Annotated in this window: 17 protein-coding genes; 9 read left to right on the top strand and 8 right to left on the bottom strand. The window is 68.6% G+C overall.

Annotation, left to right across the window (positions count from 1 at the left end):
- Nucleotide 1: 1 nt before the first annotated feature.
- Nucleotides 2-1,207 (top strand): MFS transporter, encoded by a 1,206-nt coding sequence (locus tag QHF85_RS16690; RefSeq protein WP_281328185.1) that lies wholly within the window; start codon nt 2-4, stop codon nt 1,205-1,207.
- Nucleotides 1,208-1,259: 52 nt separating this feature from the next.
- Here the strand turns inward: QHF85_RS16690 and QHF85_RS16685 are convergent, their stop codons facing one another.
- On the bottom strand, nt 1,260-2,207 hold the full coding sequence (locus QHF85_RS16685; RefSeq protein ID WP_281328184.1) for an NADP-dependent oxidoreductase: 948 nt from the start codon (nt 2,205-2,207) through the stop codon (nt 1,260-1,262).
- 163 nt (nt 2,208-2,370) lie between these two features.
- On the opposite strand from QHF85_RS16685, the gene QHF85_RS16680 reads away from it, so the two are divergent.
- The gene (locus QHF85_RS16680) at nt 2,371-3,261 is read left to right on the top strand and encodes a hypothetical protein (RefSeq protein ID WP_281328183.1); all 891 of its coding nucleotides are present in this window, start codon (nt 2,371-2,373) and stop codon (nt 3,259-3,261) included.
- Between the two features lie 8 nt (nt 3,262-3,269).
- On the opposite strand, the gene QHF85_RS16675 is transcribed toward QHF85_RS16680, so the two are convergent.
- From QHF85_RS16675 to QHF85_RS16655, 5 genes are read right to left on the bottom strand one after another with little or no spacing between them, the layout of a single operon-like run.
- On the bottom strand, nt 3,270-4,565 hold the full coding sequence (locus QHF85_RS16675; RefSeq protein ID WP_281328182.1) for an acetyl-CoA C-acyltransferase: 1,296 nt from the start codon (nt 4,563-4,565) through the stop codon (nt 3,270-3,272).
- 13 nt (nt 4,566-4,578) lie between these two features.
- Nucleotides 4,579-6,000, bottom strand: coding sequence for a 3-oxoacyl-ACP reductase (locus QHF85_RS16670; RefSeq protein WP_281328181.1), 1,422 nt, complete (start codon nt 5,998-6,000; stop codon nt 4,579-4,581).
- The gene (locus tag QHF85_RS16665; protein WP_281328180.1) at nt 5,997-6,887 is read right to left on the bottom strand and encodes a MaoC/PaaZ C-terminal domain-containing protein; all 891 of its coding nucleotides are present in this window, start codon (nt 6,885-6,887) and stop codon (nt 5,997-5,999) included. The genes QHF85_RS16670 and QHF85_RS16665 overlap by 4 nt, the downstream gene beginning before the upstream one ends.
- A 5-nt stretch (nt 6,888-6,892) precedes the next feature.
- Nucleotides 6,893-8,818 carry an acyl-CoA dehydrogenase family protein gene (locus QHF85_RS16660; protein WP_281328179.1) on the bottom strand — a complete coding sequence of 642 codons (1,926 nt, stop codon included), beginning with the start codon at nt 8,816-8,818 and terminating at the stop codon, nt 6,893-6,895.
- Nucleotides 8,819-8,823: 5 nt separating this feature from the next.
- Entirely contained in the window at nt 8,824-9,462 is a 639-nt protein-coding gene (locus tag QHF85_RS16655; RefSeq protein ID WP_281328178.1) for a TetR/AcrR family transcriptional regulator, read from the bottom strand.
- Nucleotides 9,463-9,623: 161 nt separating this feature from the next.
- Between QHF85_RS16655 and QHF85_RS16650 the strand changes: the two genes are divergently transcribed.
- The 4 genes from QHF85_RS16650 (at nt 9,624) to QHF85_RS16635 (ending at nt 14,568) form a co-directional block, all read left to right on the top strand.
- Nucleotides 9,624-12,041: a TonB-dependent receptor gene (locus QHF85_RS16650; RefSeq protein WP_281328177.1), complete on the top strand. Its 2,418-nt coding sequence runs from the start codon at nt 9,624-9,626 to the stop codon at nt 12,039-12,041.
- Nucleotides 12,042-12,054: 13 nt separating this feature from the next.
- A complete protein-coding gene (locus tag QHF85_RS16645; protein ID WP_281328176.1) occupies nt 12,055-12,900 on the top strand; it encodes a hypothetical protein in 846 nt (281 codons plus the stop codon).
- A gap of 11 nt (nt 12,901-12,911) precedes the next feature.
- Nucleotides 12,912-13,775, top strand: a complete 864-nt coding sequence (locus QHF85_RS16640) for a hypothetical protein (protein WP_281328175.1) — start codon at nt 12,912-12,914, stop codon at nt 13,773-13,775.
- Nucleotides 13,776-13,965: 190 nt separating this feature from the next.
- Nucleotides 13,966-14,568 carry a prepilin-type N-terminal cleavage/methylation domain-containing protein gene (locus tag QHF85_RS16635; RefSeq protein WP_281328174.1) on the top strand — a complete coding sequence of 201 codons (603 nt, stop codon included), beginning with the start codon at nt 13,966-13,968 and terminating at the stop codon, nt 14,566-14,568.
- On the opposite strand, the gene lon is transcribed toward QHF85_RS16635, so the two are convergent.
- Nucleotides 14,569-16,980, bottom strand: a complete 2,412-nt coding sequence (gene lon, locus QHF85_RS16630) for an endopeptidase La (RefSeq protein WP_281328173.1) — start codon at nt 16,978-16,980, stop codon at nt 14,569-14,571.
- Nucleotides 16,981-17,149: 169 nt separating this feature from the next.
- Between lon and QHF85_RS16625 the strand changes: the two genes are divergently transcribed.
- On the top strand, nt 17,150-18,370 hold the full coding sequence (locus QHF85_RS16625) for a GNAT family N-acetyltransferase (RefSeq protein ID WP_281328172.1): 1,221 nt from the start codon (nt 17,150-17,152) through the stop codon (nt 18,368-18,370).
- Here the strand turns inward: QHF85_RS16625 and QHF85_RS16620 are convergent, their stop codons facing one another.
- Complete coding sequence (locus QHF85_RS16620) at nt 18,371-20,404, bottom strand: glycoside hydrolase family 76 protein (protein WP_281328171.1); 2,034 nt, start codon at nt 20,402-20,404, stop codon at nt 18,371-18,373.
- Between the two features lie 409 nt (nt 20,405-20,813).
- Here QHF85_RS16620 and QHF85_RS16615 point away from each other — a divergent pair, with 409 nt between their 5' ends.
- A complete protein-coding gene (locus tag QHF85_RS16615; protein ID WP_281328170.1) occupies nt 20,814-23,945 on the top strand; it encodes a beta-propeller domain-containing protein in 3,132 nt (1,043 codons plus the stop codon).
- 158 nt (nt 23,946-24,103) lie between these two features.
- Entirely contained in the window at nt 24,104-24,577 is a 474-nt protein-coding gene (locus QHF85_RS16610) for a hypothetical protein (protein ID WP_281328169.1), read from the top strand.
- Nucleotides 24,578-24,670 lie beyond the last annotated feature (93 nt).

Raw genomic sequence — 24,670 nt, 5'->3', positions numbered from 1 at the left:
CATGAGCGCGCTCTCCGTCCGCCTCACCGGCATCACCGAGGGGCTCCCTCGGACCTTCTGGGCGCTCTGGGCCGGCATGCTCGTCAATCGGGCGGGCAGCTTCGTCCTGCCCCTCCTCTTCGTGTACCTCACGCAGCAGCGCGGCCTCGACCTGCCCACCGCGGGCCTCATCGCCTCGCTCTTCGGCGCGGGCTCGCTCGCCGGCACCTTGCTCGGCGGCGCCCTCTCGGATCGGCTCGGCCGCCGCGCCACGATGCTCCTCTCGCTCGTCGTGAGCTCCGCCTTCATGATCGGGCTCGGCGTCGCGCGCGAGATCTGGCAACTCGCCTCGGCCACGGTCCTCCTCGGCTTCTTCGCGGACATGTTCCGCCCCGCGAGCCAGGCCCTCGTCGCCGACATCGTGCCGCCCGAGCACCGCGTGAAGGCGTTTTCCCTGCAATACTGGGCCGCGAACCTCGGGTATGCGTTCGCCGCGGTCCTCGGCGGCTTCATGGCGAAGCGGAGCTTCCTCGCGCTCTTCCTCGGCGACGCGCTCACGACGCTCGTCCTCGCCGCGATCATCTTTCGCGCTGTGCCCGAGAGCCGCCCGACCGACACGCGCGGCGACAAACGCGGCAGCGTGCTCACGCCCTTTTTCGACGGAAAATACCTGCCGTTCGTCGCGTGCAACCTCGCGCTCACGCTCGTCTTTTTCCAGCACCTCTCGGCCATGCCGGAGGACATGCGCCAGAAGGGGCTCACGACCGAGCATTATGGCATTGCGGTCGCCACGAATTGCTTGCTCATCGTGCTCGCCCAGCCGCTCGTCACGCGATGGGTGAAGGGCGTTCCGCGCCGCGTCCTCCTCGCGACGGCCTCGGCGCTCACGGGCCTCGGCTTCGGGGCCATGGCCTTCGCCGCGACGCTCCCGGCCTACATGGCCACGGTCGTCGTGTGGACCTTCGGCGAGATCATCTTCGCGCCCGTCAACGCGAGCATCGTCGCCGACCTCTCGCCGACGCACCTCCGTGGCCGTTACCAGGGCGCTTTTTCGCTCACCTTCAGCTTCGGCGCGATGGTCGCCCCGACGCTCAGCACGCGCCTGCTGCCAAAGACGGGCCTCCCGGTCTTCTGGCTTCTCTGCCTCGTGCTTTCCTTCTGCGTCGCGGCCATTCAGCTCGCCTGGGGCAAGAACCTGCCCACGCCGGACGCCCAGGACAACCCCTGACGCGCGCGGCCACGCGGAAACCCACGCGTGGCCGCCTGTCCGGACGAACGTTTTACAGGACGATCACGGCCTTTCCGCGGGTGCGCCCCTCGCGGCTCTTCTCCTGCGCGAGCGCCGCGTCCGCGAGCGAGAAGATCGCCGAGACGTGCGTGCGGATCTTCCCGGCGTCGAGGAGCGCCCCGATCGTCGCGAGCTCCTCGCCGTTCGGCTCCACGAAATGGTAATAGGCATCGATCCCGCGCGCCTTCGCCTCGTCCTGGTTCGGCGTGTCCACCACGCCCACGAGCCGCCCGCCACGCGCCGCGAGCTCGTAACTCAGGGCGAGCGTCTCGCCGCCCACGCAATCGAACACCACGTCCACGCCTTCCGGCGCGATCGCCCGGACGGCCGCGCGCACGTCCCCCGCGCGGTAATCAATCGCGTGATCGACGCCGAGCGAACGAATGAAATCCTGGTTGTCGGGCCCGGCGGTGCCAATCACCTTCGCCCCCGCGTTCTTGGCGAGCTGCACGCCGAACATCCCGACCCCGCCGGACGCCGCGTGCACGAGCACGGTCGCCCCCGGCCCCACGCCCGGCCGCCGGAAGAGCGCCTGGTACGCGGTGAGCGCCGCCAAAGGCACGCTCGCTGCCTCGTGGAGCAGCAGCGATTTCGGCTTGGCGGCCACGAACGACTCCGGCACGACCACGTATTCGGCGTACGTCCCTCCCTGCACCTCGGGCTTGCGCGCATAGACGTACACGGCCTCGCCTCGCTCGAAACGACTCGTCCCCATGCCGAGCGCGTCGATCGTGCCCGCGCACTCCCAGCCGGGGATGAGCGGGAATCGATGCGGGAGGGCCTTCGTCAGGTATCCTTCGCGGATCTTCCAGTCGACCGGGTTGATGCCGGAGGCGGCGATGCGGATCCTCACCTCGCCCGGGCCCGGCTCGGGCGTCGGCAGATCCACGGGCTTCAGCGTCTCGGGTCCTCCGAACTGTTCGATGGCAATGGCTCGCATGGGCTCTCTCGTCTCCGGGCTACGGCGCGACCTGCCGCGCCGGATGCGGAATGTACATCGAGTCGCGCCCGACAAGCAGCCCGAACGCGCGCCCAGAAAAAAGTGGGCACCGGTGCGCTCCCTCGCTGTACGATGGGCCTTCCCCCCCGAACGCGAGGTCCCCGTGCTCCGACGACTCCTCTTCCCCATCGCTGGAATCGGCCTCTCCCTGTCCACGATCGCCTGCGGCGGAAGCGCGCAAACGACCGGCCCGCAGACCGCCGCGGACGCGAGCCCGGAGGCGCCGACGACGGCCCGGAGGGGTTCGACGGACCCGAACCTCGGCCGCGACAAGGAAAACCCGGTCCCCCGCTGCGGGCCGGTCGACAGCTACGCGTTCGTCTCGGAGTACACGTGCAAGGACGGCTCGCAGCCGCTCGGCGCCGATCCCCGCAAAGGACAACGAGCGCGCTCGGGCAACGTCGGCGCGAATCACACGGGGCACATCATCGACAGGTACGTCGTCGCGTGTCCCGAGGGCGACGTCGAGATCTTCGTCGACATGTACGGCTGTTCGGCGGCGGAGCAGCGGCTCGACCAGATGCGCGAGGCGGAAAACCCCTTCGGCCCGCCGGGCGAACCGCTCCCGCGCCCGCGCCTCATGGCGATCGCGACCGTGTTCAAGAAGATGGCCGAGGCGCCGCTCTCGGAGGCGAGCCGCGAGCACCTCGGCAGCGCGGTCGAGTGGGCTTCGGCGAGCCCAGACATCGAGGTCACGCTCTGCCCGTGGTTCCGCGATTACATCGACGGCCCGAACCCGAAGAGCCACTCCCCCGCGCAGACGATCCTCCTCGGGTTCACGATCATCGCCGTCGCGGCGCACCAGATCGAGAACCCGCGCGCCGATCCGATGGCCGGCCAGGTCGTGGGCTTGCGGACGGCCATCGGCGTGTATCGGGAGCTTCGGGACAACGGCAGTCTCCGCGCCGTGCCCATCCTCGAAAAGCTCGACAAGGTCGAGGCCGAGGGCAAACTCGCGGAGTGGTTCGTCAAGAACGCGAACTGCGGCCCCTGATCAATCCATCAATCAATCCGCTCGAGCAACGCCGCCGCCCCGAGCCCACCCGCCGCGCAGATCCCCAGAAGCGCCGTCTGTTTGTCCGAACGAACGAGCTCGTTCGCCATCGTCGTCACCATCCGCGCGCCCGTCGCGCCGAACGGATGCCCGAGCGCGATCGACCCGCCGTGCACGTTGAGCCGCGCCGGATCGACCTCGCCCACGGCCGCCGCTTTCCCGAGCCGCTCCCGGGCGAACGCCGTACTGCCGAGCATCTTCAGCACGCACAGGACCTGCGCCGCGAACGCCTCGTGCAGGTCCACGAGATCGATCTCCGCGAGCGAGCGCCCCGCCCGGTCGAGCACCTTCGGAATGGCGAGCGCCGGCCCCATGAGCAATTGATCCGCCGGATCGACGCCCACGTACGCCCACGAAGAGAATGCCGCCCGCGGCCGATACCCGAGCGCCCGCGCCTTCTCCTCGCTCATCAAGAGCACCGCCGCCGCGCCGTCCGTCAGAGGACTCGCATTGCCCGCCGTCACCGTCCCGTCCTTCGCGAACACGGGCCGGAGCTTGGCGAGTTTTTCCTCGCTCGTATCGGCGCGCACGAGGCCATCGGCGTGCACCCATTTCCCTTCGCTCGTCTCGACCGGCGTCACCTCGTCGTCGAACCGCCCGGACGCCATCGCCGCCGCCGCGCGGTGGTGCGAGCGCGCCGCGAACGCGTCCTGCGCCGCGCGGGAAATCTCGTTTCGCCGCGCCATCTTCTCGGCCGCCTCGCCCATCACTTCGCCCGTCGTCCGCTCGGCGATCTTCGGCCGCGTCGGCAGGATGTCCGTGAACGGCGCGAGTTTCCCCACGGCCCCGAGGATCGCCTTTGGATCGGCCTTCCCCAGCGCGAGGGGCGCGAGCGCGTGCACCACCTTTTGCGGCAGCTTGATCTCCGCGTTGCTCGTCGAATCGCTCCCGCCCGCGATCACGACGTCCGCCTCGCCGCGCTCGATCGCCGCGGCCGCGAGCGTCACCGCTTGCAGCCCCGACGCGCACGCCCGCGTCACGGTCATCGCCTCGCACGCCGGATCGAGCCCGAGATCCAGCGCGATCTCGCGCCCCACATTCGGCGCCGTCCCCGGCAGGATGACCCCGCCCCACACGATCGACTCGACGTCGCGCCGTCCGAGGTTCGCCTTCTTCAAAAGCCCCCGCGCCGCGGCCACGCCGAGCGCGATCGTGTCGAGCTTCGTGAAATCCGTGAATGCTTTGACGAACGGCGTCCTGAGCCCGTCCACGACCACCGCACGCCGCCCAGTTTTTCCTGACATCCCCATTTCCCCTTCACGCGCCGATGAGCGCGCCTCCGCAGACCCGCACCGTCCGCCCCGTGATCCCCGCAGCCCCCGGGCTCGCGAGGAACGTGATCACCTCGGCCACGTCCTCGGGCAAACCACCTTGCCCGAGCGCGGCGAGGCGCCTTCCTGCCTCCCGCACCGCCACCGGAATCGCCGCCGTCAGGCGCGTCTCGATGAACCCCGGCGCGACCGCATTCACCGTGATCCCCCGCTCGGCCAGGGCCCCCGCGAGCCCCGCGACGAACCCGAGGATCCCCGCCTTCGAGGCCGCATACGCCGATTGCCCGACGTTGCCCGCGATCCCCGCGATCGACGACAGGCACACGACGCGCCCGCCCTCCCGCAGCAGAGGCTCGAGCGCCTCGTGCGTCCGGACAACCGCGCCGAGGTTCACGGCGATCACCTCGTCCCATTGCTTCTCGCTCATGCGCCCGAGCGTCTTGTCCCGCGTGATCCCCGCGTTGTGCACGACGACATCGAGCCCGCCGAGCCCCCGCACCACGTCCGCGATCCTCGAAGGCGCGTCGTCCGCCCCGAGATCCACGAGCAGCGCCGTCCCCTGGATCGATCGCGCCAGCTGGCTCGTCGGCCCGTCGTCGCCCGGTCTGTCGAGACAGACCACGTGCGCCCCCTCCTCGGCGAGCCGCCGCGCCGTCGCCGCGCCGATGCCGCGCGCCGCGCCCGTCACGACCGCGACCTTCTTTTCGAGCGGCCGCACGAAGGGCGGTTTGTCGCCATCCGCCTTCGTCCGCGCGTCGACGACGAACGGCTGCGCCGTCACGAACGCCGATCGCGGCGAAAGCAAGAATCGAAGCACCGGCCCGAGGCGCGCCTCGGCGCCCTTCTCCACGCGCACGAGGTTCGCCGTGGCGCCCCCGCGCCCGATCTCCTTTGCCACGCTCCGGACGAACCCTTCGAGCGCGGCTTGCGCGGCCGACGCCGCGGGCCCCTTCCCGCTCGGCCTTCCCAGCACGAGCACGCGGCCCGACCGCGCGATGCGGCTGACCAGCGGGTGGAACGTCTCGTAAAGCGCGCGAAGCCCCGCGACGTCCTCGAGCCCCGTCGCATCGAATACAACGCCCGCGACGCGCTCGCTCTCCCCGAGCGCCGCGAGCGCACGCGCGGGCCTGCCGTACGCCTCCCCCGGGGCCGCGAACGCGGACGCGCTCGAATCGGCGCCCGTCAAATACGCATTCGCCCCGGCGGCCGCGAGCGTCTCCGCGATCACGGGCGCGAGCTCGGCGCCCGCCGATGCGCCCACGACCACGCTCGCATCCGCGAGAGGCCTCTCCCGCCACGGCCCGCGCGCGCGCCGCAGCGGCACGGGCAGCGGAATGGGCAACCCGAGCGCGTTCACGAAGGCCCGCGCCTGAGCGTTTTTTCCGATCTGGAGCAACACGTCACTCATGGCTTGATCTCCGCTTCAAAACGACCTTCGAGATAACTCCCGCCGCCGTTGGCGTCCCCTACCCAGATCCCGGAGGACGCATCCACGTACACGCCGACCCGCGCGGGCAGGACGAGCGGCCGGGTGAATCGCACGTCGATCATCGAAAGGCGGCTCGGATCCCCCGCGAGCCGCGCCCGGTTGAGCGCCTCGATCGCCCGCGCGAGCGTCGAGAACCCGTGCAGGATGCACGACCGGAAGCCCGCCGCCCGCGCGTACGGCGCGATCCAGTGAATCGGATTGAAATCCCCGGTGAGCTTCGCGAAATCGAGCCCCGCGCTCTCCGGGATGCGGGAAAACGCGATTTCGTGCGCGTCCGCCGGCACCGTCGGCCGCGCCTTCTTCTCCTTGCCCTCCCGCTTCTCGAGCGGAATGAACGTGCGCATCTCGGCCACGAGTGCCGTTCCGACGCTCGCCGTGCCCGTCTCGACGACCTGCGTCACGAGCGCCCGATGCCCGTCATCGTCCACCCGATCGATCCTTGCCCGCACGCGGAGCGGCTCGTCCGCGGGCAACATCGCGCGTTGCTCGATCCGACAGCCCGCGTTCACCACGCGGCTCAGCGGATACGGCAGAACCGCGAGCGCCCGGGCCGCGAGGGGAAATCCCCATTGCGGGAACATGTGCGAAGGCAGCCGCCCGCGATACCACGCCGGATCGCCACCCACATGCCGCACGTAATCCCGCACGAGGTCCGCCGGCCGCGGCGGGATCTCCTCTTCGATCCACCCGCCCCGCTCCGCATCGAGCCCACTCGCCGGCCTTCGCATCACCGACGCGAGCGCCGCCTGCCCCATTCCTCGCAGCACGGGGAGCTGCGAGAGCACATGTTTCGTCGAGACACCCATGGGTTTTACTCCGCGGCGACGGCCTGCTTTGCGGCCTCGGGCGACAGCATGGCGAGGATACGCCCGCCCGTCGTGGTGATTTCTTCGTGGAGCGCGCGCGCCCGGAGCTCGGCCCGATCGAGATACCTCTCGGCGAGCTCCCGCCGCGCCGGATGTTTCTTCGCCTGCGCGACCAGGATCTCCGCAATGGCCTCGTCCGCGAGCAGGCGAATCAGCCGCTCGGCGTGCAGCATCGCGAACGAGAAATCGCGCTTCGGATCCCAGCCCTTCGTCAAGGCGTCGCGCCAGCCCGCGAACGGCACGACCGACAGCGTCCGCAGCTTGCCCGCCGCCGTGCGCGCGAGGAGGTGCTGCTGGGCCGAGAGCGAATACCCTTGCACCCGCGCGAGCCGCCGATCGAGCTCGTCTTTGCCCGTGAGCGCGCCGAGCCGCGCGTCCGCGATTCGCCCGAGGAAATCCCGCGGCCGCTTGATGGCGCCGATCAGCGTGTCCTTCATGGCCATGAGGGACTGGATCTGGCTCGTCCCCTCGTAAATGGGCATCACGAGCGCGTCGCGCAAAAGCTTCTCCGCGCCGTAATCCTTCGTGTATCCGACGCCCCCGTGGATCTGGATCGCCCGCCGCGCGATCTCCACGGCCTTCTCCGCGGCGAGGTACTTGAGCAGCGGCGTCAGCCTGCGCGAGCGCGCGCGCCACTTCGGCAGCTCGCGCGAGACGCGCTCCCGCTCGGCCGGCCCGAGCCCCGCCGAGAATCGCTCGAACATCACGAGCTTCTGCGCCATCTCCTCGCTGTAGGCCGCGTCCACCGCGAGCGCCCGCAGCCCCTGGATGTCCGTGCGCATCTCGTCGAGGTAATCGGCGATCATCTCGTGCTCCGCGATGGGCTTGCCCATCGAACGCCGCTCCTCGGCGTACGCCTTCGCCAAACGATACGCGCACTCCGCGAGCCCGATGCTCTCGAACCCCACGCCGACGCGCGCGTTGTTCATCAGCACGAGCATGTACTTGAACCCCTCGCCGCGCTTTCCGACGAGCTCGCCGGGCACGTTGTCGAACGAGAGCGCCGCCGTCACCGAGCCGTGATGCCCGAGTTTTTCCTCGACGCGATCGATCGTCACGTATCGCTTGCGCGTCCCGTCCGGCAAATCGTCGTACGCCTTGACGAGGAACATCGACAGACCACCGAGCCCCGCGAACGGATCGTCCGGGTCCTTCGCGGCCTCGGTCCGCGCGATGACGAAATGGTATTTTCCGTGCCCCGACGTGATGAAGATCTTCTGCCCCGAGAGGTACCAGCGCCCGTCGGGCCCGAGCTCCGCGCGTGTGCGCAGCGCGGCCATGTCGCTGCCCGCGTTCGGCTCCGTGATGTCCATGCAGCCCCAGGCGTCGCCGCGAATGATCTCCTCGATCGCGCTCGCGAAGCGCGTGGACTCGATCCGCCCGCGGGCCGGATCGAGCGCGGTCGACCCTTCGTAGATCGAATACGCGAGCATCGCCATCGCCATCCCGCCGTGGAACGAGTGATGCGTCATGACCGACACGTCGGCGCGCGCGATCATCTCCCCGGAGAGGAAATACAGGAGCAGCGGCGCATTGAGCCCGCCGAGCTCGCGCGGCAAGCACAGCCGGTGCAGCTCCGCTGCCTTGATCGCCTCGAACACGTGGTTCATCGCCGGCCCTGCGATCGCCTCGCCGCCTTCGAGGTGCGTGTCCTCGCGGTCGATCGCGGCGGCGCGCGTCGCGATCTGCTCGGCCGCGAGCGCGCCCGTGGATTCGGCCACTTCGCGATAGAACGCGACGGCCTCGTGGGGCGTCTTGAAGCCGTCCTCGGTGCGATAGCCGAGCTCGGTCACCTCCACGAGCGGAGCCCAGTCGACGCCCTCCTCGAAATGGAACCTGAGGTCGTCGTTGTCGGTGAAGAAATTGGCCATTGGATTCACCTTTTCGGCAGGGCCCCGCCGCGCGGCCGGGCGGGGGAAAACAAGCTCGCGCGCGCGATCCGTGCGAGCTCCTTGTCGCTGCGGGCGCGCGCGTCCTCGTCGAGCGCCCCTTGCATCACGGACGCGGTCGCGACCGCGGAGATGACGAAAAGCATCACCTGCACCACGTATGCCTCCGGATCGACGTCGGCGTGGTGTTTTCCCGCGGCCTGCCCGGAGCGAATGTACCCCGCGACCGCGTCGAGCCACGGGCGCACGGGCCCTCGCAAGAGCTTCCGCATCTCGGCGGGCCGATCGAGCGCCTCGCGCAAAACGACCCGCGCGCGATCCGGATCCGCGGCGAAGAACGCCGAAAGCTCGCCGAAGACCGCCTCGAACCGATCCTCGCTCGCCGCCGCCGCGAGGAGCAGCCGCGGGAGCGTCTCGTTCCAGTGCGCGAGGATCGCGCCGAGCACCGCCTGGCGCAAATGCTCTTTCGACGGGAAATGATGCAGCACCGCCTGCTTCGTCAGCGAGACCTCGTCCGCCACGGCCTGCACGCTGGTCGCGTCGAAGCCGTGCGTCGCGAAGAGGCGCGTCGCCGCGGCGACGATCGCGCGCGGCACGTCGGGGTCGGGAGATCGGGCCAGAACCATGCGGTCAGGAGTTACCTACCAGTTGGTAAGCGCTTGGTCAAGACGCGTCTGCCGTCCCGCGTCATGGAGCCGGCGCGCCGGGTCGGGCGTACCCGCGAGGACACGAAATCGGTGGCACGACATTATACGGTCGTGCTACTGGCTCCGGACGGGGTCTTCGCTTGCGCCCGCGCCACCTTTTCCCTTCGGCCTTCTTCCTTCTGGCATCGCTCGTCGTTTCGCCTGCGCGCGCGCACGACGAGGTCACGCCGCCCGTGCCGAAAAGCCAGCCTGCGCCCGCCTGGCCCGACGGCCGCGCCGAGGCGCACGACGTCATCGTCCCCCTTTTGATCACGGTCGGCCCCGACGGCCGCGCCGTGGCGATCGAGGGCGAAGCGAGCGTCTCGCCGGCCTTCGACGCCGAGGCGATCCGCGCCGCCGCGCAGTGGACGTTCGAGCCCGCGCGCCGGGGCGGCGCGGCCGTGAAGGCGCGGATCCGCATGATCGCCCGATTCGAGGGCGTGACGAAGGTGCCACCGGACAAACCAGCGGACAAACCAGCGCCTGGCCTCCTGGATCCGCCCCCACATTCGCATCCCCATCCGCCGACGCCCCCGCCGCCGCGACCGATGGCCGTGACCGTCCGCGGCGAGCCGCCGCCGCGCAGCGCCTCCGAGATCGTGCAGAAGCGCGACGTCCTCGCAGCGGCCCCGCACCGCACGGCGAGTGATCTCCTGCGCGTCGTGCCGGGCGTCTTCACCACGCAACACGGCGGCCAGGGCAAGGCGCATCAGATTTTCCTGCGCGGCTTCGACGCGGCGCACGGCCAGGATATCGAGCTCCGCATCGCGGGCGCGCCCGTGAACGAGGTTTCGAACATCCACGGGCAGGGATATGCCGACCTGCATTTCGTGATGCCCGAGGTCGTGAAGAACGTCCGCGCGAAGGCCGGGCCTTACGACCCGAGGCAAGGTGATTTCGCCGTCGCAGGGACCATCGAAATGGATCTCGGCCTCGCCGAGACGGGTTTTTCCTCGTCCCTCGGCCTTGGCACCTACGGCGAGCGACGCCTCTTCCTCGCGTATCGACCCGCGGGCACGACCGAAGCGACGTTCGGGGCCTTCGAGGCGCAGAGCACCGACGGATTCGGCCCCTCGCGCGCCGCGCGCCGCGCCTCGGCGATCGCCCAGCACGTGATTCCCCTCGGCGCGAACCTCTCGGCCCGCGTCATGGCCTCGGCCTACGCGGCGCGATTCTCCTCGGCGGGCGTCCTCCGCCGGGACGACGTCGAGCGTGGCAAGGTCGATCGATTCGCGACCTACGACGCGCGCCAGGGCGGCGATTCGACCCGCATCCAGGTCGTCCTCTCCCTCGACCACGACGACGAAGACGGCAAGGCGCGCTTCTCCTTCACGCCCTACTTCGTCCTGCGTGGCCTCCGGCTCCGCGCGAATTACACGGGGTTCCTCGTCGATCCGATCGACGGCGACTCGCAGCAGCAGATCAACGACGCGACGACGTTCGGCCTGTCCACCCATTACCACCGCAAGACGCGGATCTTCTCCCCGGAAGACTCGCTCGAAATCGGCGTCCAGGCCCGCGGCGACGCGATCGAGCAATCGCAGCGCCGGCTCTCTGTCGTCACCGATCGCGTGACGGAAACCCTCGTCGACGCCCGCGTCCGCGCCGCCGACGTCGCCGGCTATATCGACGCCTCCCTCCGGCCGCTCCGCCGCGTCGTCCTTCGCGGCGGCGTGCGCGTGGATGGGCTCTTTTATGGCGTCACGGATCTCGCCGCGGGCGAGGGCGCGGGCGCGGCACGCGGGGCCATGGGCGCGCGCGTGGGAGGAAAGGCCACGGTCGACGTCACGTTGCTCCCCGGCCTCCACGCGGTCGCGAGTTATGGCGACGGCTTTCGCTCCCCGCAGGCCCGGACGCTCGGCGACGGCGAACGCACGCCCTTCACCACCGTGCGCTCCTTCGAGGCGGGCCTCCGCTATGCCGACGGCGAGCGCACGCGGGCAAACCTCGCCGTCTTCCACACCCGCCTCTCCGACGACCTTGTCTTCGACGAAAAGGCCACCGCCTATGAGCGCGTCTCCGCGACGCAACGCACCGGCTTCTCGCTCGATTTCGTTCTCCGCCCGCGCGCGTGGATCGTCGAGAGCGGCAGCGTCACGTATACCCGCGCCACGTTCACCGAAGCGGGCCCCGAGGCGTCCATCGGATCGCTCGTCCCCTACACGCCCCAGCTCGTCGCGCGCGCCGACGTCGCGCTCACGCCCCGCCTCGCCCGCCTCTTCAATCGGGATCTCGTGGGCAAGGTCGGCGTGGGCCTCGCCTACCTGGGCCTCCGGCCCGTGCGCTTCGCGGAGTTTGGCCGGGACATCTTCCTCGCCGACGCCACGCTCGGCGTGAGGCTACGCGAGGTCGAGATCGAGCTCGACGTCTACAACCTGCTCGACGCGAAATGGTACGACGGCCAGTTCACCTATGCATCGAGCTTCACGCGCGGCGCGGCCTCCTCGCTCGTACCGCTCGACCACGTGACGGTGGGCGCGCCGCGCACCTTGATGGGCACCTTGTCCCTCCACCTCTAGAAGCGAGGAACACATGAAACGTTCTATGGTTCGTCTGGGCCTCTCCTCCGCCGCCGGGTTTTTCCTGGTCGGCCTCTCTCTCGCCGCCGGCGCCCTCGCCTCTGCCTGCGGTCCTGCCGAGACCACGAGCGGCAAGCGCGTCGCCTTGCAGACGCGGATCGTCGCCGACGACGGGATCGACGCGCCGTTCGTCAATGCCTACGGCTGGTCGATCCGCCTCTCGCTCGCCGCCGTCTCCGTCGGCCCCCTCTATTACTTCAACGGCGCGCCGATCTTCTCGGCGTCCGTCACGCCGCCGCGCCCGCGCGACCCCCTCGCGCGATTCCTCGGCCTCGGGCTGGCCCACGCGCACCCCGGCCATTACCAGGCCGGCGACGCGATGGGCCAGGTGCTCGTCTCGTCCTCGGTCGACCTCGCACAAGGCCCCGCGGATCTCCCGCCCGGCGACGGCGTCTCGGGCCTGTATCGCTCCGCGCGCTTTTCGTACGAGCCCGCGCCCACGGGCGACGCGAAGGACACGCTCACCGGGCACGTCGTCGTGCTCGAAGGCGAGGCGCAAAAGGACACGATGAAGCGAATCTTTCGCGTCGAGGCCGACGCCGCCGACGTCCTCGACTCCTATGGTGAGCCGCGCCTCGAAGGGTGCGCCTTCGAGGGCGAGCCCGACGTGCAGGACGACGGCACGATCACGATTCACGTCGCGCCCAGCGTATGGCTCGATCAGGCCGAATTCGACGCGGTGCCGGAGAGCGTCGACGGTTCGCCCGTGGTCCTCCCCCGGGACGGCGTGGCCTTCCGCGCGATCACGCGCGGCTTCAAGAAGGGGTCCGCCGTGACCTTCACGTATTCGACACCTTGAGGAGAAAACGCATGAAAACACTGTTTGGAATGACGCACCTTTGCCTTTCCGCTGCCCTTCTCGCGGGCTGCGGCGTCGAAGAACCCGCCGGCACCGGGGACGTGGCGATCACGACCTGGGGCGAGGGGTACATCGAGGAGGAGATCCCGGCGTCCGCCTTCGAGGACGGCTGGAGCATCCAATTCTCGAAGTTCCTCGTGGTGCTCGGCGGCGTACGGATCGCCGACGACACCGGCGCCATCGGCGCCGAAATGAAGACCACAAAACTCGTGAATCACGTCGCCCAGGGGGTCAAGCCGCTCGTCACGTTCGAGGACCTCGACGCCAAGCCGTGGACGAAGGTGAGCTTCGAGGTTCGGCCCGCGGCGGACGACACCGAGCTCGGTGACGGCGCGACCGCGGCCGATCTCGACGTGATGAAGCAAGGCAAATACGCCGTCTGGGCGGAGGGCGAGGCCACGCAGGGCGCCACGAAAAAGACGTTCCGGTGGGGCTTCGGCGTGCCCACGGCGTACACCGAATGCAAGGGCGAGAAGGACGGCCGCGAGACGCCCGGGGTCCTCGTCACGAACGGCGGCGTCGACAACGTCGAGCTCACGATCCACGGCGATCACCTGTTCTACGACGACCTGCAATCGCCAAACGCAAAACTCCGCTTCAATGCCCTCGCCTCGGCCGACACGAACGACGACGGCGAGGTCACGCTCGCCGAGCTCGCCGCCAAAAAGCTCGTGGACATCGATCCCGCTGATGGAGCCTATGGCACGGGCGCGGCGGGCGACGTGAACGACCTCGGCGCGTTCGTCACGGACCTGTCCCGCACCGTGGGGCATTTCCGCGGCGAGGGTGAGTGCCTCGCGACCGATCCGAAATGAGCTCTCCTCCTGACGGAAATGGTCACCCCCGCGGACATGGAGTGACGATTTTCGTCACCGAGGCGATGACGCGTCGCAGCGCGCGCCGGCCGGATCCACGCGGCTTTCTTGCATGGAGGCCCTGGAGCCAGGACGATGCTCGGGTGGCACGTAACGTGCTTTACGCGCGTTCCCCAGGGGAACGAAGATCATGAAGCGGCGGAGGGTGGATCGAGGCTTCACCTTGGTCGAGCTGATGGTCGTGGTCGCCATCATTGGCGTCCTCGCGGCGCTCGCCATGTTCGGCGTGCAGCGGTATCTCGCCGCGGCGAGGATCGGCGAAGCGAAGCAGACCCTCGGGGGCATTGCCCGCGGCATTGGGATGCTCACCGAGCGCGCCGTGAAAAGCGAGATCCTCACCCTCGGCGAGCAATCGGCGTCGAGCAACACGACCTGGTGCCCCGAATGCGGCGGCACCATGCTCTGCGTCACGCCAGCGAGCGTCCCCGCGGCCCGGAAATACCAGCCCGACAACGCGAACGGCAAGGACTTCGACCAGTGTTGCTGGCGCTGCGTCCGCTTCACCCTCGATGACCCCACGTATTACCAGTACCGATATTCCGTGGGTCAGGCGTACCTCGGCCCGCCGCTCGGCGGGCCCGACCCCGGCGCGTCGGGCATCGAGGTCGCCGCCGTGGGCGACCTCGACGGCGACATGTCCGTCAGCACGTTGACCCTCGCCGGCACGCGCGACGCCGCCACGGGCCAGCTCCGGTTCTCCACGCAGGTCTTCGTGTCGAACGAGCACGAGTGATCACGCCGCCCGCGGCGTCTCCACCTCCACCGGCCAGGCCGCCGCGGGCGCCGAGCGAATCGCAATCGCGAGCACCTCGTCGAGCGTCTCGACGAAGTGGAAATGCAGCGACCGCAGCACCTCTTCGGGGAGGTCCTCGAGCTCGGCCTCATTGTCCCGCGGCAGGATGATCTCCGGAATGCCCGCCCGGTGCGCGCCGAGCACCTTTTCCTTCACGCCGCCGATCGGCAAGACCCGCCCGCGCAGCGTGATTTCCCCGGTCATCGCGACGTCCCGCCGGACCCGTTTGCCCGAGAGCGCCGAGACGATCGCCGTCGCCATCGTCACGCCCGCGCTCGGCCCGTCCTTCGGAATCGCGCCGGCGGGCACGTGGACGTGGATGTCCCGCCCTTCCAGCCGCTCCCGCGGCACGCCGAGCGCCGCGCCGTGCTCGCGCGCGTACGTCAGCGCCGCGCGCCCGCTCTCTTTCATGACGTCGCCGAGCTGCCCCGTCAGCACGAGCTCGCCCTTGCCCGGCACGATGCTCGCCTCGACGTGCATGATGTCGCCTCCCTCCTGCGTGTAATACATGCCCGTGGCGACGCCGAGCTCGTCTCGATCGAGCGCGGTCGTGGGCCGCATTCGCGGACGCCGGAGGAGCACCCGGACATCCGCCACCGTCTCGACCCGCACCCACTGGGCCGCGCCCGTCGCGATGCGATGGGCCGCCTTCCGCGCCAGCGAGCCGATGGCCCGCTCGAGCTGCCGCACGCCTGCCTCGTGCGTGTAGCTCGTGATGATGTCGAGCAGCGCCGCGTCCGACACGACGAGTTGCTCCTCTTCGAGCGCGCATTCGCGCTGCTGCCGCGGCAGGAGATATCGCCGGGCGATCTCCAGCTTCTCGATCTCCGTGTATCCAGGAAACGTGATCGTCTCCATGCGATCGAGCAGCGGCGCGGGGATGCCCTCGCGCAGGTTCGCCGTGCACACGAAGAGGACCTCCGAGAGATCGAACGGCAAACCGAGGTAATGGTCGACGAACGTCACGTTTTGCGCCGGATCGAGCACCTCGAGGAGCGCCGCCGCCGGATCGCCCTGGTACGACACGCCGAGCTTGTCGATCTCGTCCAGCGTGAAGACGGGGTTCTTCGAGCCCACGCGCCGCATGCCCTGCAGGATGCGGCCGGGCATCGCGCCGACGTACGTGCGCCGGTGCCCGCGGATGTCGGCCTCGTCGCGCGCGCCGCCGAGTGAGACGCGGATGTATTTGCGCCCCATCGCCCGCGCGATGCTCTCCGCGATGCTCGTCTTTCCCGTGCCGGGCGGCCCGAGGAAGAGCAAAATCGGCCCCCGCGCGGCCCGCTGCGCCCGCTCGGGCGCCGAGATGTTCCCCTTCAGGCGCAATTTGATCACGCTGAGCAGCTCGAGCACCCGGTCCTTCACGTCGCCGAGGCCGTAATGGTCCTCGTCGAGGATCCGCCGCGCCATTTCGAGGTCGACGTGGTCGTCCGTCCGCCGGTTCCACGGCAGATCACCGACCCATTCGAGCCAGCTCGTCACGACCTGCGCCTCGGGCGAGGTCTCGCGGCTCATCCGGCGCAGCCGCCCGAGCTCGCGGCGCACCTCTTCGCGCACCTCGATCGGCAGCTCCGCCGCGTCGATCTTCTTCTCCAGCCGATCCGCGATGCCCGCCTCGTCCTCCTCGCCGAGCTCTTTCTGGATCGCCTTCAATTGCTCGCGCAGGTAGAGCTCGCGCTGCCGCTCGCCGAGCTCTTCCTGCACCGTCGTCCGGATCTTCTCCTGCGTCTCGGCGATACCGATCTGCCTGTGCAAATGCACGGTGAGCGCGCGCAGCCGCTCCACGGTCCGCAGCGTCTCCAGGAGCCCCTGTTTCTCGGCCACCGGGAGGTCGAGGTAAAACCCGACGTGGTTCGCGAGCGCGCTCGGATCCTCGACGCCGCCGAGGAACTGCTCGAGCGCCTCTTTCGGCGCGCCGCGGCGCTTGCCATACTCGATCGCTCGCTCGCGCACCTCGCGGGCGAGCGCGAGCACGACCGCCTCCTCGCCGGGCCGCCGAGGCAGATCCGCGAGCTCCACACAAGCCGCGCGCAAAATCCCGTCCTCGGTGACGTATCGCAGCGCCGTGGCGCGGCGCTCGCACTGCAGGACGAGCGAGAGCCCCGTCCCCAGCCGTTGAACCTGGGCGATCCGCCCGATCACGCCGACCGCGAACAGACTGCTCTCCGTCGGCTCCTCCGAGGTGTCACGCTGGGCGACGGCGAAGACGCGCTTGTCCTCCCCGTCGGCGCGGAGCGCTATCTCGACCGCTCGCAGGGTCTTCAGCCTTCCTGCGGTGATCGGCGTCGCGAGACCGGGAAACAAGACGGTGTCGCGCAGCGGTAGGACGGGCAAGGTGAACCGTTCGGCCATCATTTCCCCCGGTATTCGTCGTTCCGATCGACATGTGCGAGGGCCGTGCCATCCGGGACGTCACCGTTCGTCCACCGAGAAGCGCGCCGCCGCACCGCCGCCGCGCAGCGAGCCATGCGGAGCACGGACCAAGCGCGCGGGCGGGACGAACGGTGGTAGGGTTCGTCCCGCCATGTCCATCGAGATTCGCCTCCTCGGCCCCGAGCACACGGACGAGTTTGCCCATCCCATCCTTACTGCCTTTGGCCTCCCGCCCTCGCCCGAGCGCGCGGAGCGCGCCCGACGCCTGCCCGAGTTCGCCACGCGGATCGGGGCTTATGACGGCAATACGATCGTCGGCGCCGCGGGCGCGTTCGCCTTCGACTTCAGCACGCCCGGCGGCGGCACCGTGCCCACGTCGGGCCTGACGATGGTCTCGGTGATACCGACGCACCGCAGGCGCGGCATCCTGCGCAAGCTCATCGAGCGGCAGCTCGCCGACGCGCGGGAGCGCGGGCAGCCCATCGCTTCGCTCTGGGCGACCGAGGCGACGATTTACGGGCGCTTCGGGTACGGAATCGCCGCGCTCGCGGGCGACGTGTCGATCGAGCGCGGCCACTCCGCATTCGTGGGCTCGCCCGTCCCTTTCGACGCGCAATTCGTGAGCGAAGCGGAGGCGCTCGAACGAATGCCGCCCGTGTACGAGCGCGCGCGCCGCGCCGCCCCGTGCATGCCCTCGCGCTCGCCCGGGTGGTGGAGCCTGCGAAGGGTGCTCGACGTGGAGTCGGCGCGGGCCGGATCGGGGCCGCTGCAGCGCGTGATGTTCCGGATCGACGGCCGTGACGAGGGCTATGCGCTCTACCGCGTCCGCCTCGAATTCATGGACACACAGATCCCTTCCGTCACGGTGACCGTGCAGGAGGCGATGGGCGCGACGCCCGCGGGCACGCGCGCCGTGTGGCGGTACCTCTGCGACATCGATCTCGCGACGCGCATCAACGCGACGTGTTTGCCCCCGGATCACCCGCTCTTCCTCCTGCTCGCGGAGCCGCGGCGCCTGCATTACCGCGCCTATGACTCGGTGTGGGTCCGCATCGTGGACGTGCCTTCGGCGCTCGCGGCGCGGCGGTATGGCGCGGAGGGCACGATCGTGATCGAGGTCGACGATCCTTTTTGCCCCTGGAACACGGGGCGATACCGGCTCGACGCGGGCGCCTCGCGCGCGACGCGGACCGAGGAGCCCTGGGATTTGCGGGTCTCGGCCGCGGCGCTCGGCTCGGCGTATCTCGGGGGGTTTTCGTTCTCGCGCCTCGCGGAGGTCGGCGGCGTCGAGGCCCGGACCGAGGGCGCGCTCGAGCGCGCCGATCGCATGTTCGTCGCGCCGCGCCTGCCGTATTGCCCCGAAATTTTCTGATTACTGCTGCATGTCCGGCGGCGGCGGCGGCGCGCCCGGCGGCCTCCCGGGGCCGCGGGCGCCCGGCGGCCTCGGGCCCCTGGGCAAACGCGGCCTCGGCGGACCGTCCTCCGGCATTCCGCTCATCGGCGGCCGGCGCGGGCCTCTCGTCGCGCCCTCCTCGTTCGGATCCTCGGCGCGCGACATCGGCCCCTCGTCCGCGCCCTCGTGATCGTCCCCGCCGGCCCGATCCTCGGCCTCGGCCTTCTTGTCGTCGGCCTCCGCGTCGAACGCGAGCCTGTCCGCGAGCTTCATCTCGGGCAGCTCGAGCAGCGGGCCTTCGCCGAGGAACGGCAGGATGTTGATGTACGCGTTCATGGCGTGACAAACCGAGTCTGTCCGGACGTACCGTTCGCGCACGCTCCAGAACACGCCGCCCGCGGCCGCTTTCGGGTTCTTCACCACGAAATCATTCTCGGGCGAATAGGTGTATTGCATGATCTGCCGAACGGCGGCGACGACCGCGTCCTTGTAGGCGTCGCAGTTCTCCTTGCCCTTGTCGCGGCAGAACAGGAACACCTCGCTCATGACCTCGGCGAGCCAGCCCGTGCCGCTGCTCGAAAGCGAGCCCTTCCAGCGCCCGTACCGGTAGGGGTCCTCGGGCCGCTTCCACTGCCGCCCGAGCAGCTCGCGCGAGCACCGGAAGACCATGTCCTCGATGCGTTTGTCGCCGGTGGCCTTGGTGAAATCGAGCAGCGAGAGGATGAGCCACGAGCTCGAGATCGGGTTCGGCTTGCGGTATTCGTCGCCGACGTAGCAGCCCTTCGTCTCGACCTTCTGCGCGAGGTGCATCGCCGTCGAAGCGGCGGCGTCGAGGTACTTCGTATCCTTCGTCGCGCGATGCAAGCGCGAGAGCGCCGAGAGCACCTGCCCGGTATAAAGCGTCGACTCCTTCGCCTGCACCGCCCAGGGGCCGCCTTCGTGCTGGCTCAGCGACGCGCGCACCGCGCCCGTGGGAAGCTGCATCGAGATGAGCCAGTCGCCGGCTTTGCGCGCGGCGTCCATGTACTTCGCCTCTTTCGTCAGCGCGTGGAGCTCGAGCAGCGTGAAGATCGTCTTCGACGTCGTGCCGACGACCAGCTTTCGCTCGGGTTTGCCGCGCTTCAGATCGAGCGTGTAAAAGAATCCGCCCGCGGTGTGGTCGCGCTCGTCGCGGCTCTGCATCGAAAGCAGGAATTCGGCCGTGCTCTTCGTCTGGTCGAGCAGGCCCTTGTCCTTCTTCATCGCGTGGAGCTTGAGCAGCGTGAAACCCGTCGAGGCCGTGTAAATGGTGTGGAGCTCGGGCTCGAAGGCGTCGGCCGGGGCGTGATAGTACTTGTGCGCGCCCTTGTGCTCGGCGTCGAGCACGCGCAAGAGATAGGCCTGCCCCTCGTCGATGCGCTTCGCGAGCAGCGCTTTGTCGAACGACCGGACCGGGACGAGGCCGTGATCGAGCTCGAGCCCCTTGCCCTCGTGTTCGAGGATCGACATGCCGTGGTCCGGCAGCTCGATGGCGAGCCGCGTCGTGCCGAGCGCCTCTTTCGTCCCGCCGCCCGAGGCGACCGCGCGCCGCGTGGCATCCTTCAGCGCCACGCAGAGCGACGCATCCGAGGCTTCTCCGCGCGCCACCTGGGCCCCTTCGCGATACCCCCACACGACGGCACGAAATGGTTTCGGCGATGTCACGGGAAGTTCACACGCGACGGTCTCCCCTTCCTTTTCGATCGCCGAGACCTTTCTCGCGAAGCCGAGCACGCGATCGCGAAACACCTGGTTTTCGAGCGGCGCGCCCGCATTGTCGGGGCCCGTGATCTTCGGGTCCGGCACCTTCGGCAGGTTCTCGGCGATCTTCGCGTCGAAGCGGTCGTCGCGCATGTCCGGCCCGCGGACCCTCGCCTTCTTCTTGTCGGCCGAAGGCGCCGCGCTCGCCGCGCCGCTCGGGGCCGGCGACGCCTCGCTCTCCTTCGCGCCGTCGCGCTTGCAGCCCGCCGCGCCGAGGAGGGACAGCGCCGCCACGGACGCCAGCGCCGAAAACCAAGCTATCGAAACGGGGCTTCTTTGCCGCATGGAAGGGTCCTGAAGGGAACTCCGACCCTTACCAAGGATCAAGGGTCCGCGCAAGGCAGCAAGAAATCGTCGCACGCACGACGTGTCCCCCCAGGACGGAGACGCGGAGCCTCCGCACCGGGCATTTCGCACCTGCACGGACGCGGAAGATTTCGCCATTGACGCAGCGCACGACATCCCTGTGCGACATGTACGCGCATGGGCGCGAAAGAGCGCGACGCGTAGGCGCCTTGACACCCCCCGGATGGGTCGGTTAGGTAGGAAGGCTTTTATTCCTTCATCTTGTGTGAAGGACGAAGGGAGCGAATCGATGCGCAGTTTCTTGAATCGTGGTCCCGTGGCACGAACAGCGGGTCTCTTGACGGCGCTATTGTTCGTGGCCGGGCAGGGATGCGCCGTGAATCCGGGGGATGGCGAAGAGAACACGGGCGAGGCCGAGGGAGCCGCAAAGGGCCCGACCTCGTTCTTGTCGGCCGATCAGCCGAACTATCAGTTCCTGTGGGGCGAGGAGGAAGAGGAGGAAGAAGAGGAGGAAGAAGAGGAGGAAGAAGAGGAGCAGGAGCTCGAGGAGGGCGACATCTACCGTGTCATGAACAATGGCACCCTCCTGAACCTCAACTGGTATCGCGGCCTGCAGGTGATCGACGTCAGTGACGTGACCGAGCCCAAGGTCGTCGGCCAGCTCCAGGTGGGCGGCACGCCGGTCGAGATGTACGTCGACGGGACGCGCGCTGTCCTCTTGATGAACGACTGGTACGGCTACAAGGGCAAGCCGAACAGCCTCGAGGTCGACAGCACCTCGGGCGGCACGGTGCTCCTCGTCGACATCTCGAATCGCTCGAAGCCCGTGGTGCTCTCGCAGTTCGACGTGCCGGGCAACATCCAGACGAGCCGCTACGCGAACGGCGCCACGCAGGACGCGCTGTTCGTCGCCGCGAGCCACTACGATTGGTTCATCAACGCCCAGGGCCACTGGGAGTGGGTCCTCGGCAGCACCGTGAAGAGCTTCGACGTCGGCCAGACGGCGATGATCGAAAAGAGCGAGCTGCCCCTCGGCGGCTACGTCTCGGCCATCCACGCGGAGAACGAGGTGCTGCTCGTCGCGCGCGAGAAGGACTGGTGGTCGTCGCAGCAGAGCGACGTCGCGATCATCGACATCTCCGACAACGGCGGCACGATGGTCCAGCGCGACGAGGTCACCGTCAACGGCTACATCCGGTCGCAATTCCACATGGACTACCGGAACGACCAGCTCCGCATCTTCTCGGGCCCGCAATGGGGCTGGGGCCAGCAGAGCTACCTGCAGACGTACGACGCGTCGAACCTCGACAACGTCACGCCGATCGACTCGGTGCCGTTCGGCGAGAACATGTCGCTCTTCGCCGCGGTCTTCCTCGACGATCGGGCGTTCGCCGTGACGTACCGCAACCAGGACCCGTTCCACGCATTCTCGATCGATCCGAACGGCAACGCCGAGGAGAAGAGCGAGTTCATCGTCTCCGGCTGGAACGACTTTTTCCGGCCCGCGTTCGACAACACGCGCCTCATCGGCATCGGCGTCGATGATCAGAACGGCCGCAAGCTCGCCGTCAGCCTCTACGACATCACGAACCTCGAGAACCCGAATCCGCTGCTCGCCCGCGAGGAGGTGCAGGGCGAGGATCACGGCTGGAACTGGTCCGAGGCGAACTGGGACCACCGCGCGTTCAGCGTGCTCCACAACGCGGTGAACGTGACGGCGCCGACGGGCGAGACCGAGACGGGCCTCGTGCTCCTGCCCTTCGCCGGCTACAAATACGTGAACGGCGGCTATTCGTACGAGTCCGCGGTCCAGATCTTCACGTTCTCGAACACGACGATCACGCGCCGCGGCCTCATGGACCATACCGACGCGGTCCGCCGCACGTTCAAGCTCGACGCGACGAACGGGGCGAACCTGTCCGAGACGAACCTGCGCATCTGGGATCAATCGGACCTCGACGCGCCCGAGAAGGTCGGCGAGCTCAATCTCGCGCCCGACTACACGCGCGTCTGGGTCTACGACAATTACCGCGCGCGCCTCCGCGGCCCCGACTACGACGATTACTGGTACTGGTACGAGCCGAACGCGACGGCCAAGGTCGACATCATCCGCAACACGCAGGACGTCGACACCGGCACGCCCGTGGCCACATTCGAGGTCCCGGCGAACGCGAAGTACTACCAGGTGGGCGACCTGTTCGTCACCGTCACCGGCACGTGGCTCGGCTGGCCGAACTACGAGACGAAAATCAAGGTCTGGGACCTCTCGAATCCGAAGCACCCGGTGGAGGGCGGCACGCTCGTCACGACGGAGCTGCCGTACAGCTACATTTATTACGCCGATTCGGACGTCGTCGGGAACAAGTCCCTCGGGTTCGTCGCGACGAACGGCAGCGCCGACGAGACGGCCACGCTCGAGATTTGCTACCGGTACAACTATTCCTGGTCGCCCTGCCGGGGCCAGGAGGGATGCACGTTCGTCGTCGGCAACGAGAACTGCCAGAAGATCAACGGCGGCCAGATCGATTACTGCAACGGCGGCTTCGCCGAATGCGTCGATCACGCGAACGCGGAGACGACCTGCACGCCGATCACCGCGGAGCAGGCGGGCGCTTATGGGTACTGCTACGGCAGCGACTATGAAGCGCACCGCGTTCGCACCAAGGGCCAGCTCAAGCTCGTGAACTTCTCGAACCCGTCGCAGCCGACGCTCCTGCCCGCGATCGACCTGACGCCGGCGGCGGCCGAGGAGTACGTCGAGATGCGAGGCCTCGGCGACGGCAACCTTTACATCACCGTGAAGAAGTCGGAGCAGGTCGCCGGCGACACGCGGCCCTATGCGCGGTACTTCCTGAAGAAGCTCGACCTGAAGAAGCCCTCGCAGCCGAAACTCGAAGCGGGGATCAACGTGCCCGGCACGATCATCGCGCGGGATGGCTCGACGATCTTCACGCAAGACCGGGTCTGGGGCCAGCAGTACATCGAGACCGCCGTCTCGAAGCTGAAGCTCCAGGGCAACAAGGCCGAGCTCGAAAACAAGCACCATTTCGCGAACCGGTCCGTGAACGCGCTGTTCATCGACAAGGGCGGCCGGCCCGTCGCCACGCACAACCTCGTGTGGGAGGGCTACAGCTACTACACGACCCAGAATGATCGCTTCAGCGTCCTCAAGCCGAGGAGCGGCAATAACGATACGTTCCAGGTCATGTCGAGCGTGAAGCGCCCCTCCGGCGCGAACTTGGTCAGCGTCGCGGAGCGCCGCGCCTTCTTCTCGCTGAACAGCGGCGTGCTCATGGCAAACCTGGACGACCCGACGACCCCGACGTCCACGGCATTCTTCCCGGGTTGGAACTGGTACTACAGCGTCACGCCGATCATCGACGACGACGAGGTGCTGATCGCGTCGGGCCGCTACGGCGTGCACGAGGCCGATCTCGACACGTACAACCTGCTCACCAGCGGCAATTGATCCGTCCTGCCGAATACGGCGCACGCGAACCCTGAGCGGCTCGCGTGCGTCCCCCCGCCGGGCGACACCTCCCCGACACACCCCGCCGTTGACACCCCCTGCCCCGTGGCGCCATGATGCGCCGCGACGCACTCCCCCATCCACGCTTCGGGAATCGCATGAGCAAACGCAAAGAGCTGTCCTACAAATGGGTCATCATCGGTGGCGGCGTCATCATCTCGCTCTACTTCGTGATGCGCCTCCTCCTGCTCGGCGGGGTCGAGACCTCGATCGTCACGAGCTTTGGCCCCGAGAAGGGCGGACTCGTCCTCGCCGGCATCGTGGCGTTCGTTTCGTACTTCGTCGGCGGCATCCTCATCGGCATCTTCAGCCCCGGTGAGACGCTGAAGGAGCCCGCCCTCGCGACGTTCATGGCGATCCTGCCGAACGCCATGCACACGATCATCTGGCACCTCCAGTACAGCTACCCCCTCGGCGGCGCCCTGGTCGGCCTCGGTACCACCTTCGTCGTCGGCATCCTCATGGCCGTCGCAGGCGCATGGATCGGTGAGAAGGTCCAGGGGCGGACCGTCGAAAAACTGCGCGAGGAAGGCGAGCTCCCGCCGCCGAAACCCTCGGGCGACAGCAACTGAGCTGCGCTTTTTCGCGCCTCCTCCCCGCCCCCCTCCCCACGCTTTTCCATCACACCCCTCACGACGCGCGCGATCCACGAAACGAATCTCGTG

Source organism: Polyangium sp. 6x1 (genome assembly GCF_029946515.1).
Lineage (GTDB): Bacteria > Myxococcota_A > Polyangia > Polyangiales > Polyangiaceae > Polyangium.
This window is presented reverse-complemented; position numbering and strand designations above follow the sequence as displayed.

Excerpts from the sequence above, each read along its gene's own strand:
- QHF85_RS16690 (WP_281328185.1), top strand. The coding sequence starts at position 2 with ATGAGCGCGCTCTCCGTCCGCCTCACCGGCATCACCGAGGGGCTCCCT.
- QHF85_RS16685 (WP_281328184.1), bottom strand. The coding sequence starts at position 2,207 with ATGCGAGCCATTGCCATCGAACAGTTCGGAGGACCCGAGACGCTGAAG.
- QHF85_RS16675 (WP_281328182.1), bottom strand. The coding sequence starts at position 4,565 with ATGTCAGGAAAAACTGGGCGGCGTGCGGTGGTCGTGGACGGGCTCAGG.
- QHF85_RS16670 (WP_281328181.1), bottom strand. The coding sequence starts at position 6,000 with ATGAGTGACGTGTTGCTCCAGATCGGAAAAAACGCTCAGGCGCGGGCC.
- QHF85_RS16665 (WP_281328180.1), bottom strand. The coding sequence starts at position 6,887 with ATGGGTGTCTCGACGAAACATGTGCTCTCGCAGCTCCCCGTGCTGCGA.
- QHF85_RS16660 (WP_281328179.1), bottom strand. The coding sequence starts at position 8,818 with ATGGCCAATTTCTTCACCGACAACGACGACCTCAGGTTCCATTTCGAG.
- QHF85_RS16655 (WP_281328178.1), bottom strand. The coding sequence starts at position 9,462 with ATGGTTCTGGCCCGATCTCCCGACCCCGACGTGCCGCGCGCGATCGTC.
- QHF85_RS16645 (WP_281328176.1), top strand. The coding sequence starts at position 12,055 with ATGAAACGTTCTATGGTTCGTCTGGGCCTCTCCTCCGCCGCCGGGTTT.
- QHF85_RS16640 (WP_281328175.1), top strand. The coding sequence starts at position 12,912 with ATGAAAACACTGTTTGGAATGACGCACCTTTGCCTTTCCGCTGCCCTT.
- QHF85_RS16635 (WP_281328174.1), top strand. The coding sequence starts at position 13,966 with ATGAAGCGGCGGAGGGTGGATCGAGGCTTCACCTTGGTCGAGCTGATG.
- lon (WP_281328173.1), bottom strand. The coding sequence starts at position 16,980 with ATGATGGCCGAACGGTTCACCTTGCCCGTCCTACCGCTGCGCGACACC.
- QHF85_RS16625 (WP_281328172.1), top strand. The coding sequence starts at position 17,150 with ATGTCCATCGAGATTCGCCTCCTCGGCCCCGAGCACACGGACGAGTTT.
- QHF85_RS16610 (WP_281328169.1), top strand. The coding sequence starts at position 24,104 with ATGAGCAAACGCAAAGAGCTGTCCTACAAATGGGTCATCATCGGTGGC.